The organism is Maribellus maritimus (assembly GCF_022267315.1).
Lineage (GTDB): Bacteria > Bacteroidota > Bacteroidia > Bacteroidales > Prolixibacteraceae > Draconibacterium > Draconibacterium maritimum.
Map to the genome: position 1 here is coordinate 85,913 of NZ_JAIKLE010000015.1, position 12,868 is coordinate 98,780.

Annotated in this window: 10 protein-coding genes; 3 read left to right on the forward strand and 7 right to left on the reverse strand. The window is 37.2% G+C overall.

The annotated features are described in order from the left end of the window. Window positions 1-1,899 carry a DUF3857 domain-containing protein gene (locus K5G00_RS14550; protein ID WP_238766910.1) on the forward strand — a complete coding sequence of 633 codons (1,899 nt, stop codon included), beginning with the start codon at window positions 1-3 and terminating at the stop codon, window positions 1,897-1,899. 3 nt (window positions 1,900-1,902) lie between these two features. Here the strand turns inward: K5G00_RS14550 and K5G00_RS14555 are convergent, their stop codons facing one another. Next, window positions 1,903-2,844, reverse strand: coding sequence for a hydrogen peroxide-inducible genes activator (locus K5G00_RS14555; protein WP_158867468.1), 942 nt, complete (start codon window positions 2,842-2,844; stop codon window positions 1,903-1,905). A 78-nt stretch (window positions 2,845-2,922) separates the two neighbouring features. Then, entirely contained in the window at window positions 2,923-3,438 is a 516-nt protein-coding gene (locus K5G00_RS14560; protein ID WP_238766911.1) for a TrmH family RNA methyltransferase, read from the reverse strand. A gap of 57 nt (window positions 3,439-3,495) precedes the next feature. On the opposite strand from K5G00_RS14560, the gene K5G00_RS14565 reads away from it, so the two are divergent. Continuing rightward, window positions 3,496-4,290 (forward strand): hypothetical protein, encoded by a 795-nt coding sequence (locus tag K5G00_RS14565; RefSeq protein ID WP_238766912.1) that lies wholly within the window; start codon window positions 3,496-3,498, stop codon window positions 4,288-4,290. Here the strand turns inward: K5G00_RS14565 and ppk1 are convergent. Further along, window positions 4,287-6,689, reverse strand: coding sequence for a polyphosphate kinase 1 (gene ppk1 / locus K5G00_RS14570; protein WP_238766913.1), 2,403 nt, complete (start codon window positions 6,687-6,689; stop codon window positions 4,287-4,289). The two genes, K5G00_RS14565 and ppk1, sit on opposite strands and share 4 nt — an antisense overlap. Before the next feature lie 77 nt (window positions 6,690-6,766). Continuing rightward, window positions 6,767-7,856 (reverse strand): peptide chain release factor 2 gene (gene prfB / locus K5G00_RS14575; protein WP_394800865.1). Its coding sequence is split into 2 segments (ribosomal slippage): window positions 6,767-7,801 and window positions 7,803-7,856, totalling 1,089 coding nucleotides; the frame shifts between segments, so codons are not numbered across the junction. 473 nt (window positions 7,857-8,329) lie between these two features. Between prfB and K5G00_RS14580 the strand changes: the two genes are divergently transcribed. Then, window positions 8,330-9,514: a glycoside hydrolase family 88 protein gene (locus tag K5G00_RS14580; protein WP_238766915.1), complete on the forward strand. Its 1,185-nt coding sequence runs from the start codon at window positions 8,330-8,332 to the stop codon at window positions 9,512-9,514. A gap of 13 nt (window positions 9,515-9,527) precedes the next feature. On the opposite strand, the gene K5G00_RS14585 is transcribed toward K5G00_RS14580, so the two are convergent. From K5G00_RS14585 to K5G00_RS14595, 3 genes are read right to left on the reverse strand one after another with little or no spacing between them, the layout of a single operon-like run. Continuing rightward, window positions 9,528-9,998, reverse strand: coding sequence for a regulatory protein RecX (locus tag K5G00_RS14585; protein ID WP_238766916.1), 471 nt, complete (start codon window positions 9,996-9,998; stop codon window positions 9,528-9,530). 59 nt (window positions 9,999-10,057) lie between these two features. Continuing rightward, window positions 10,058-11,362 carry a sialidase family protein gene (locus K5G00_RS14590; protein ID WP_238766917.1) on the reverse strand — a complete coding sequence of 435 codons (1,305 nt, stop codon included), beginning with the start codon at window positions 11,360-11,362 and terminating at the stop codon, window positions 10,058-10,060. A gap of 6 nt (window positions 11,363-11,368) precedes the next feature. Continuing rightward, on the reverse strand, window positions 11,369-12,790 hold the full coding sequence (locus K5G00_RS14595; protein WP_238766918.1) for a porin family protein: 1,422 nt from the start codon (window positions 12,788-12,790) through the stop codon (window positions 11,369-11,371). Window positions 12,791-12,868 lie beyond the last annotated feature (78 nt).

Consider the following 12,868-nt stretch of genomic DNA (forward strand, 5'->3'; position numbering starts at 1 on the left):
ATGAAAGTTATTCCCTTTTTGCTGCTTTTTTTATCTTTTATTGTTGGTAAGGCTAATGAGGTTTTGTTCGAGGCTTTATTAATCTCGGATTCTTTGATGGAAAATGCCAACGCTGTAATTCGCTACGACAGTATTTCTTATCATTTGATAAGCCCGGGAAAAGCTGTTTTGAAGCGACATAAAGTAATTACTATTTTAAACGAACACGCCGAAGGATTAACAGAAATGTATGTTCTGTACGATAGGAATAGCAAAGTCACTTCTTTTTCCGGTGAAGTTTTGGATGAGCATGGAGAACGGATAAGAAAAATAAAAAAAAATGATATTACAGATAATAGTTTGGTTGGAAGTTATACACTTTTTCAGGATGACCGTTATTTGAGTTTTGACGGTTTACATCATTCTTATCCTTATACTATTGTTTCTGATTATGAGATTGTATATGACGGAATTGTTAGTATAAACCGGTGGATGCCCATTCCCACTTATAAGGTTTCCGTTGAAAAATCGGTGTTTACAATTATTTCAGAAGGTCATCAGAAAATAAATTTTAAACCGGTCAATTTACCACAGAATCCTGAGTCGGAGGGAAAAGAGAATTCTACTGTGTATCATTGGAGAATCATCAACAAAAAAGCTCTGGAAAGGGAGCCTTATTCTCCTTCGGTCACTGAAATTTTTCCTGTGTTGTGGAGCACTCCTGAAAAATTTGAATTTGAAAATACTTTCGGAGAGTTTAAAAGTTGGGGTAGTTTTGGACAATGGAAATGGAATTTGATTGAAGGAAGACAGGAAGTTTCAGAGAAGACAAAAAATGAAATTTTGGAACTTATCAGGAATTCAACAAACGACAAAGAAAAAGCCCGGTTGATTTATGAATACTTTCAAAATAAGACACGTTATATCAGTATTCAGTTAGGAATCGGGGGTTGGCAACCTTTCCCGGCGTTGGTTGTTGACGAAGTCGGTTATGGAGACTGTAAAGCGCTATCGAATTATATGATTGCTCTTTTAAAAATAGCTGGTATTCATTCAATATATTCCGTAATCGGAAATGGAGATTCAAAGATAAAGTTTCCCGATTTCCCATCCATGGGGCAGGCAAACCATGTAATTGTTTGTGTTCCTTTTGAAAGCGATACAACCTGGCTGGAATGCACAAGTCAGGAGTATCCTTTTGGTTATATCGGCACCGGCAATAACGACAGATACGTACTTTTGGTTACCGAACAAGGGGGGAAGCTAGTAAAAACACCTTTGCTGGACAAAGATGTAAATCTGCAAATAAGGAAAGCCGAAGTGAAATTGGATAGCGAAGGAAATGCAAAAGCCATGGTGTCAACAGAGTTTTCGGGTTTGCAGTATGGTAATCGGAATTTTATTCTGACCGAAAGTAAAGAAGAGCAACAAAAATGGTATTTGAAAAATATGGATTTCAATTCTCCGAAATTAAATTTTTTCAGGGTTCAGGGAAAAGATCAAAATTCACCGGTAGTAGAGGAAGAGTTGGATCTGTTTTTGCCCTCTTATTCAACGGTTTCGGGAACAAGGATGTTTTTAAAACCAAATCTTCTGAATTCGTTTTCCAGGCCACCAAAAAGAGTAAGAGACCGAAAATTTCCATTTGAAAGAGAATTTGCATATACCGATATTGATTCTGTTACTTATACTATTCCCGACGATTTTGTTTTGGAATCTTCGATGGACGACACTTCTCTTAAAACTGAATTCGGTGAATACAGTATTTGTGTTAAAATTGATAAGAGCAGTTTGGTGTATGTGCGAAAGGTAATTATGAACAAAGGACACTGGCCGGCAGAGAAATATGAAAATTTCCGGTCGTTTTTAAACCAAATGTATAAAATGGATCAGGGGAAAGTGGTTTTTGTTAAAAAGTGAGTTCTATTTCCACTCCACTATTGTTCCCCGTTTGTCATCCTGAAGTTCAACGGGAATATCTTCCCTTATTTCACGCCAAAGCAGGTTGATAAGTTTATGTTTTGCAAAATGCCTTGAATAAACCAGACTTACTTCACGCAAAGGTTTGAAATTAGTAAACGACTTTACATTATTAGCCCGTTGTGGCGACATTCCGTCTTTAGCCAATTCAGGAATCAACGTTATTCCGCCTTCTCTGTCCACAATATTCATTAGCGTTTCCAGCGAGCCGGCTTCAAAATGGAAAGGAAGTTTACTGTCAGTGGTTCCTAAAAATGAACAAAGATTAATTACCTGGTCGCGGAAGCAATGTCCGTCGCTCAGCAACCAAATTTCAGGTGTTGCTATGTCTTTTAATGTAATTTCTTTTTGTTTATGAAGTTTATGACCAGCGTTGGCATAAATCAGCATTTCTTCGTAGAAAATTGGTTTTTCGTTGATTTTGTCCTCTTTCAAAGGAGTAACCAGAATTCCAACGTCAATTAAATCTTTATTAAGGAGTTCTACAATATTTTCAGTTGTTTGCTCCACAACTTTTATAAAAATATTGGGATATTTTTTTTTGTATTTTCCGATAAAAATGGGCAAAAGATAAGGTGCTAGCGTTGGAATTATACCCACTCGCAATAACCCGGATACCTGGTTTTTATGGTCCTTAACAATATTATTTATTTCATCGGTTTGTTTCAGAACCACTCGCGCCTGTTCAATAATTCGCTGGCCTACATCGGTTGGTATGAGAGGTTGTTTGCTTCGGTCAAAAATAATTATCTCCAAATCTTCTTCCAGTTTTTTAATTTGCATGGAAAGAGTGGGTTGAGTAATAAAACAGTGTTCGGCTGCCTTTCCAAAATGTCGGTAAGTATCAACCGCAACAATGTATTCCAATTGGGTTAAGGTGATCATGGCGCGTTATTTTGTTTTAAATTTAGAAATATTCCATGAAATAAAGCCTCTGTTTACCATAATTTAGGAAGAAAGCACCTATTTCTTAAAGTTCTGTCTATACCATTCAAATGACGCAACGCTTAATGCATGCGAAATATTCATCGATTTACAACCGCCGGGCATTGGAATATAAATTTGGAGTTCACTTTTATTAATAACGTTTTCAGGTAAACCATGAGATTCATTTCCGCCCAGTAAAATCATTTTTTCAGGAAGTTCAACTTCGAAAATATTTTTGGAATTTTCACAGGTCTCCAAAACAACAAATTGATACCCGCCGGAAATTACGGATGAGAATTCTTCTTCGTTTATAATTTCCCAGGGTTGTTGTTCAAAAGAAAAACCTGCTGTTTTTCTGATTTTTGATTCGCGTTTTTGAATCTTATCATCGATAAAAAGAACCTTTTCCGCACCTAGGTTATGTCCCATTCGAATAATATGCCCCATGTTGTTTGGGTTGCTGATTTTCCAACTCGCAACGATTAATTTGTGTGATTCGCTGAGCGGTTCAACCGACTGTTTTTTAAAAAAAGTGACCGAATTAGTAATCATTGTAGCCTTTGTTTCGTTATTCAGATAAAATAGTAATTTTGTGCAAAACAATAAAAAATGAGGTTTAAATTTCCTGTTATCACACTTTTTTTACTTGCTGTTTTTGTTGCATGCGGGCCATCGGATGAAGAAAAAGCAAGGGTGAAACTTAACCTGGCAAAATCGCTACTGGAGAAAAATGACACCGCCAGTGCTTTGCTTCACTTAGACAGTATTCCTAAATTATATCCTGAAGCGATGTACTCTGCCAATGCTGCTAAGAATCTGGCAAGTGAAGTTGGTTTTGATTTGCTTCGAAAAAAGGAAGCTGAACTGGATTCGGTAAAAGTACAAATAGTTGCTCTGGAAAAAGGATTTAAAAAAGAAAAGACACAATTCGACAGGTACACACAATACATTCATAAACGCCAAACTTTTGAACGCGCCTGGGATCGTTCGTATATTCAGGTTCATCTTGATGAGCGGGGAGAAATTTACTTAAGTAGCAATTATTACGGAGATCATTGGTTGAACCATGTAGCGCTGCGGGTGTACGATCAGGGTGATGATGCCAAAACAGATACCATTCCTCTGGGAGATGTAAACAACCACCACAGCGATTTTATGGAGCTAAAATGGGAAAAGGTGTCGTACCGGAATGGCAAATACAACGACGTACTGGAGTTCATATCCGGTAATGTTGACCGGCGCCTGAAAGCAGTTTTCCTTGGGAAAGAATACTATTACATTATTCTTGAAACCTATGACAAGGAAGCCGTTCGTGATGCACTGGCACTTTCAGAAGCGATTAAGCGGCGCAGCAAGTTGGAAGCGGAAATTAAAGGATTGCAGGGGCGGCTGCAAATCAATTAAATTATTTCCTCGACATTTTCGGGAGGATTTGCCAAAACAGCTTTGTTGCCATTCACTACAATCGGACGTTGAAGCAATCTCGGGTATTCAGCCAGCACTTTTATCCATTCCTCATCCGAAAGATTTTTGCCTTTGTAGTTTTCCTTGTATTCTTTTTCTTGTGTGCGAACAAAGGTGACTGGTTTTTCTCCGGTTTTCGAAATAATTTCTTTTAACTCTCCTTCAGTAAGTCCATCGATGAGGTATTTTTTTATTTCAATATCGTATCCCTTTTCTTCCAGGTATTTTAGCCCAGCCCGACTTTTCGCACAGCGTGGATTATGATATATTTTCATGACGATATGGTGTTTGCTTTTTATAAAATTATAATAGTCTTCCTGTGCACGGTATTTTTTTCCGGGAGTTCCTGTATTGTATTTATTTAATAATTCCGGGTCCAGAATACGGGCTTTTACATTGTCTTTCAACTGAATTTGAAGCATTTCCTTTAGTTCTGCTTTAATCTCTTTATCATAAATCGGACAGGCTACTTCAATTCTCCTGTTCAGGTTTCGTGGCATCCAGTCGGCCGAAGAAATAAACATTCTTTCGTTCCCGCCATTTCCAAACAAAAAAATACGCGAATGCTCCAGATATTTGTCAACTATACTTATTGCTGAAATGTTTTCACTCAGCCCTTTTATTCCCACCTGCATACCAAAGATACCACGTACAATCAATTGAATCTTTACTCCTTCCTGGTTTGCCTGATACAATTTTTTCATCATGCGTGGGGCGATCAGGCTGTTCATTTTTAAAATCATCCAGGCTTTTTTCCCTTTTCGGGCGAGTTCGATTTCACGATCGATACATTCGTTGAAAAAATCGCGCATGTAAAATGGGCTTACAATCAGATGTTTGTAGTTGAATTGTTTGTAGTTGTGTTTAAAAAACTCAAACACTTTTTCCACTTCATCAGCCAGCCGGGGATCTGATGTCATTAGCCCGTCGTCAGCGTAAACCCGTGCAGTTCCTTCATGAAAATTGCCGGTACCAATGTATGCGTAGTTTTTGTATGTGTTATTTTCTTTACGTTTTACCCAGGCCAGTTTACTGTGTACTTTCATTCCGGGTACTCCGTTAATTACATTGGCTCCTTCTTCCTGCAGCTTATTTGACCAGAAAATGTTAGCCTCTTCATCAAAACGCGCCTGGAGCTCAATTACAACGGTAACTGCTTTTCCGTTCCGGATTGCATTCAAAAGTGCATTAACTACTTTCGAATTAGATGCCACACGGTAGATTGTAATTCCAATTTCCTTTACCTGCGGGTCAATTGCAGCCTCGCGCAAAAAATCGATAAAATGATTAAATGTCTGGTAAGGATAATGTAACATCACATCTTTCCTGCGAATAATTTTCAGAACACTTGTATTGGGGCGTAAATCTTTATGCAGGAAAGGTGGCAGCTTCGGATAATAGTGTTTTTTCTTTCCAATTTCCGGAAATTCCATAAAATCCTTATGGTTATGGTACCGCCCACCGGGAATGGCATTTTCTTCAGCATCAATTTTTATCTTTTTGAAAATAAAATTTCTCAGATCATCGGGCATTTCACGATCGTAAAGCAGACGTACAGGTTTGCCGGTTTTTCTTTTTTTGAGACTGTGGCTCATTTTTTCCATAAAACTTTTCGAGATATCATCGTCGATATCAAGTTCTGCATCCCTTGTGATTTTTATGGTGTAAGCTTCATGAACATCATAATCGAAATAGAAAAATAAATCATTCAAACAAAACCGGATGACATCGTCGAGCATTATCACATATTTCTTTTTGCCGTTTTTGGGTAATACAAGAAACCGCGGCACCGATCTGCCGGGTATCCGAATCAGAGAATAAGCGTAATCCTCCGGGTCTGATTTTTGGGAAAGTTTAACGGCCAGGTATGCTGAGCGGTCGCGTAAGTAGGGAAACTTATTTTTTTTGTTCAGCATTATCGGAACAAGGTTGGGGAGCACTGTTTCGTAAAAATATTTTTTTACAAAAACACCATGCGCATGGTTGAGTTCTTTTTCGTTTATAAGGAAGATATTATTTTCCCTGAGTTCTTCAAAGATATTTTTGAAAATCTCCTGAACCTTGTTTTGCTGAGAAATAACAATTTCCTGAATTTTATCATGCAAATCCCTTGGAGTGTAATTTCCAAGTAAATTTTCTTCATCTTTTCCCAAATCGACCATTCTGCGGACAGTCGCCACACGTACCCTGAAAAACTCATCAAGATTGTTTGAGAAAATACCGATAAACCGGATGCGTTCAAATAAGGGTGTATTCGGATCCTCAGCTTCCTGTAAAACCCGCTCATTAAACGAAAGCCAACTTATTTCCCTGTTTGTGAAATGCTGATCTGAATACATTTTTATAAAACTTATTGGTAACTTTTCGAATATCAGAAAACCTGATGAAATTTCAAACAAAAAAGAGATTTATAAAACTAATCTCCTCCAAATTGCATAAGATAGGCTTTTATAAACCCTTCAAGTTCACCGTCCAAAACGGCATCTATATTTCCGGTTTCATAACTGGTGCGTATATCTTTCACCATTTTGTAGGGTTGCAAAACATACGATCGGATTTGAGAGCCCCATTCAATTTTCTTTTTTTGCGACTCAATTTCCATGGTTTTTTCTCGGCGTTTACGAAGTTCCAATTCGTAAAGTTGTGATTTTAACAAACGAAGGGCATTCTCCTTATTCCCCAATTGCGAGCGGCTTTCTGTATTTTCAATAATAATTCCCGACGGTGCATGTCGTAAACGTACGCCTGTTTCCACTTTATTTACATTCTGCCCGCCTGCGCCGCCACTTCGAAAAGTATCCCAGGTAATGTCTGCCGGATTAACTTCAATTTCAATGCTGTCGTCGATTAACGGGGCGACATACACTGATGTAAATGAAGTCATACGTTTATTTTGGGCATTAAACGGAGAAAGCCGGACAAGCCTGTGAACACCGTTTTCGCTTTTTAAATATCCGTAAGCATAATCGCCTTCAATTTCGAGTGTGCAGCTTTTTACCCCTACTTCATCACCGGGCTGCATATCCGAAATTTTGAGTTTGTAGCCATTTTGCTCCGCCCAACGGGTGTACATGCGAAAAAGCATATCAGCCCAGTCGTTGCTTTCAGTTCCGCCGGCACCGGCATTTATTTTTAAAACGGCCCCCAAACGATCCTCTTCGTTCCGAAGCATATTTTTGGCTTCAAGTTCTTCTATTTTTTCGAGGGTGTATGCAAATGCTTTATCGGTTTCTTCTTCGGTCGCTTCTTCCTCCTCGAAAAATTCATATAAAACCAGAAAATCTTCAATCGCCTGGTTTACCTCTTTGTACCCGTCAGTCCACACTTTTATCGCGCGGATTTTTTTCATTTGGGCTTCGGCTTCCTTTGGATTATTCCAGAAATCCGGGTCCTGTGTTTTGAGTTCTTCTTCCTGTAGCTGAATTAGTTTTGCATCGTAGTCAAAGATGCCTCCTCAGCGCATCCCGGCGCTCTGTAATGTCTTTTACCTGTTCTTTTAAAATCATCTGTTTTCTCTTCTTCTTTAATTGGAATACAAAGGTAAGAAGAATTTTTTTTAGTATTGCGGTACCTTTTTGTTTTATTCCGAACGAGAAGTTGAACGTTAGGTTGTACAAAAGTTTACGCACTACAGTATATTATTTATGTCTGTTTTTTAGGCCTAAATAGAAAATCGGATTAATGACGTCATTGCTCCTTGACAATTTTGTTCCGTTTCGCAATAAAGAACAACATAACGTTTTAATTAAAAAAGCAAGAAGCCTCTATAAGTTTTGGTTGGGGAACAATGACACTTTGATTGAAATAGAATAATTCAAAAAGCATAGCTGTTAGTATTATTGTTGAAAGAGAAAGGACTGTTTATTGTAATTTTAGTGTGTGTTAAATATTTTATTATTGTCATTTGTTCTAAATGGAGAGGGTTTTTAATATAAATAAAGATATTTATGATATATTTGTTAACCTTAAATCTCCAAAAATGAAAAAACTTTTAAGCCTTGTCCTAAGTATAATTGCTGTGTTTTCTGTGATTATCACTATCCTATTATTTGCAATTGATATTTTACCTACTTTGGATAAAAAATTTAGCCATCATGAATACTTCAAAACAGAAGAGATAAATGTGATTGAAGAAGCAGTGGTTCAGAAAGCTCTGCAAATGTTTGCTTCTTCTCGTTTAAAAATGCCATGGAAAAAACAAACGAATTTTCTTTCAAAAATAAAAAACATAAAAGTAGACAGAAAAACGAAAATATATTACTACCCGCGAGCTTTCCTTGCACTTGGGTTAGTTGAGTATTCGATTAGTAAAAATGATTCGGTTTTAATCGAAAAGGTAAAGGAGCAGTTTGACAAATATTATATTAATGATAAAGGCTTATCCTTTGATTTTCAATTTGTAGATCAGGCTCCAATAGGTTTAGCTGCATTGAGATTATATGAATATTTTGGCGATTCCAAGTACAAGGTAGCAGCAGATTCTATATATTCAAAATTGAGTTCCCAGATTATAGTTAGAAATGATATGCAGATTATATTGTACAGATTTAATGAGGATAAGCCTAGTGATCAATTGCCGGTGGATGTTTTAGGAATGATTTGTCCATTTTTGTGTGAATATGGAATGCTTTTTAATAATAAAGAGGCACTTAAATTATCGTTTTCTGAGCTTAGTTTTTATGTTCGGTTTGGTCTAGATCAAAAAACGTTCTTGCCGTTTCATGCTATTAATTTAACTAACAACATATCTCTTGGTCCAAATAATTGGGGACGAGGAATAGGGTGGTTTATGCTTGCAGCAAGTAATTTTTATAGGAATCAGGAGCTGATGCAAATATATGTAGAGATATCACATACAATAGAAAGCGTCATCAAAACTCTTGACGAAATAAAATATAAGCAAGTTTATTCGCAATTTCCTGGAACTTCCACCGAATTTGATTCTTCTGCGACAACAATGATAATGTATGGTAAATGTCTGATAAATAGAGATGAATATACAAAAGAAGGTGTCCTTAATACGTTAAAGCATTATATTCGGAAGTCCGGAGCCATTGATTTTTGTTCTGGTGATACCTATAATATTAACGTTTATTCCAAGTCGTTTGGAATTAGTGAATTGTCACAAGGGACTTTGCTCCGAATCCTGGCTTTATATAATTGAAAAAGTTGTTTGTTTATTCCAAAATCATATTCATATATCGGTGAATTAATTCAGGTTCAAAACCACGGCTTTGTGTGTATCGGATAATTTGCCCCATTTTTTCAAACTTGCTTTTATTTTTTATTTTCCGTGCTTTTTCTTTCATGGTCTTTAGCAAAAGATCAATGTATTTTTTTTCATCAATTGATTCTAATCCGTTTTGAATAACGTCATCGGGCAGGCCTTTCATGCGGAGATAATATTTCATTTTTATCCGTCCCCATTTATTGATTTTGAATTTTTCGGCAACGTATGCGTTCACATATCGCTCGTCATCAATGTACTTTTCTTGTTTTAAATAGTTCAGTATTTCAACAGCTTCCTCATCGGTTAATCCAGCAGCAATAATTTTTTTGTAAATATCGGGAGAACACTGCTCCGATCGACTACACAATGCCGCCATATTTGAAATTACCTGTTTTTTATTTGTTTCTTCATTTGACATACGGATGCAGGATAAAATTAATTTAACTCTAATTTACGAAAAAAGTAAACCAAATGTAATTAATCTTTTCCCGGGTAAATTAGCGTTGGTTCCTGCGCATTGGAATAATTATGTCCGCATGCATAAATTGTCCCTCTGTGGTCGAAAAATAAAAAACTTTGGCGGTCGAAGAGAATTTGTTTTTCAAAATTTTCAAAATCTTTTGTTTTCCACACCCCGCCTCCGGGAGCCAGTACATAATAATCATCTCCAAACTTGTGGTAACAATGTATGGAGGTGGTGCCATAAGCAACACTGGTGGAAAATACTTTTCTGTACGTCTCCCCTCCGTCAACCGATTTGTGCAGATTAAAACCATTTTGGTTTTGTGCGATTATTTCGTTTTCATCAGTAATAAACATTGTTGACGAGTATTCAGGAGTATTTACCGGCTCCCAGGAAAGCCCGTCGTTAGTGGTTTGAAGTATCTTCATATTATAATGTGAAATTGCCATATGGGCTGAATCAGCAAAAGAATAAATACGACCCAGTCTTTCCTGATTTTCAAGGCCGGCTGTATCTTTTTGCCAGGTGAGTCCATTGTCTTTTGAACAGTACACACCATAATCCTGTTTGTTTGCCCATATATAATCTTCCTTTGTAATTGTGAGTTCGTAGTTGTAGTGATTGTCAGGAATTGGATTTTCCAGTTCCGACCAGTTTTCTCCCCAATCTTCAGTTTTATATAAGGTTCCGTCCCAGCCCGCTACAAAAATTTCTCCTGTTGTGCTTATTTCCATCTCTTTTACGTTCGTATAGAAAGGAAAAGCAACCGGAGTCCATTTGTAAAACTTATCAGTACTTTGATAAAGATGGCCGTTTGAAATTAACATCGATTTTTGAAGAATGGTATCGTAAACCATGTCCTGGATTCCCAAAAGAGGGGTGGAGGTAATTGAATTCCAGTCGTTTGTAAAATAAGCAGTAGCATACCACTGCGTTTCTGTCAGGTATTTTCCGTTCGAATCATAAAATGTGGCTTTTATTACCTGGTTGTTTGAATCGGTGCCCAGTTTCCATCTGGTAAACAATCTTCCTTGTGTGTTGGAGCTGAAGTTGGAATACAGAACCGGTTCATCAACCGTCCCTCCACCTTCAACCACCTCAAATTCTATTTTGAATGTATTGCCATTTTTAAGCAATACCGCCTGGTTATCGAAAACAATACCAATACTGTCGGGGAGGTAATTTCCTGCTTCGGCTGATTGATAGTTCCCCGAAACACCAAAACCCAACCATTCTTGTGTTTCAGAGTTTGAAAGGGGATATTTTTCACAAGCACCGAGTATTACCAGCATTAAAACAAATAGTCCTGATTTTTTCATTTTTGTTTAGTTTTGAGGGGTTTGAAAAGCAAAACCTAACACAAAGGAATACGACGATGTCAGGATTTTTTGATTTTGGCCCGCATTAAGTTCTCTCGCGTATTCTTTATCAAGAATATCTTCAAATCCGAAAGCACAGTTAGCTCCAAAAAAGAGTTCTGTATTTTGCCATACAGGATATTCAAACCGTACTCCACCTGCAAATCCGAAATCGGATTGCCTAAACCTTCCGTCTATATTGTGATTGATGTACCTTTTTTGAATTGAATATTGTGTTGTGCTGGAATAGGTCTCTGTTATTTCTCCTTTAACCATTGCATTTTGCATAAAAGAATAATACAAGCCAAAATTTATTTTTTTTGAAAAAGTGCCTCCTAAATCAAATTCAAAAAGGAACGGGATGGTAACATAGTCAAGATTGACCTTGGTTGATATCGGAACATAACTGTCACCTTCTTTGGGCTCCATGTATAAGAAGATGTTGTCTCCTACATAATCCAATTCATAACCTTTTCTTTCGTACCAGGCACCTGAAATTATGGAAACGTTTTGGTCAAGAGTAAACCTCACCGAAACACCTGAAGAAAAACCAAGAGAAGATGAATATTGGTCGCGATACTTCGGGTTTGCCGTAGTTGAAAGTAATATTCCTGAGTGAGGAAGCAAACTAATATTGCTACGTGTAGAATCGTTTTTTTCGTGTTTCTGATTTTTGGTTCCGGTAAATAATTTGTATCCAACGCCAAAGGTGATTTCTGTTGCTCCGTTTTTTCCCTCATTTTCATCCAGGTAAACTTTCTGTCCGTAAGTAGTTTGAGCATTTAAGTTCAATTCCAGCCGGTTGGATACAGAATAATTTAACCCCGCCGACAAAATCCAGCCCCAATCTGTCATTGAGGGCAATGATTCTTTACCATATTTATTGATAAACAAGTCTTTATCTTTGCCACGGTATTCGTCATTAACCAGAAAAGCGTAATAAGCACCTCCTCCCATTTCGAAATGTAATTTCCCCTGTGTTTTAAATTTCAGTTGTAAAGGAAGTCGTATAAAATTCAGGCTTGTTTCCTCCGGATAGTAGTAGTATCCTCCCGTTGGCGCTATGGAAGAGGGGTTCCAGTAACTGCTTGAACTATAGGTTGTATGGAATTCGTCAGTGTAATAGTAATAGTCGTTACCATCCCTGTTTCTGTATGTAAAAGAAACAAAATTGGTTCCTGACTGAAGCGTAAACCACTTGCCGAGAGAATACTTTGCAAAAATACCATTTACAGGACCGGGGTTTGCCTGCCAGTTGTTATTGAAAATATCGCCACGGAGGTTGGAATAGTTAATTCCGTTTTCTACTCCTAAAGTAAAGTCCTGAGAAAATAAGATTGAATAAGAAAATAAGAAAAGAAAGCTTGTAAGGGTGATTCTTGTTTGCATTTGATTTAGTTTAGTTGGAAGATTATTATTCTACGTAAAAGGTTGCGTTAAAAATGTAAAATATAAACTTAAGTTTAT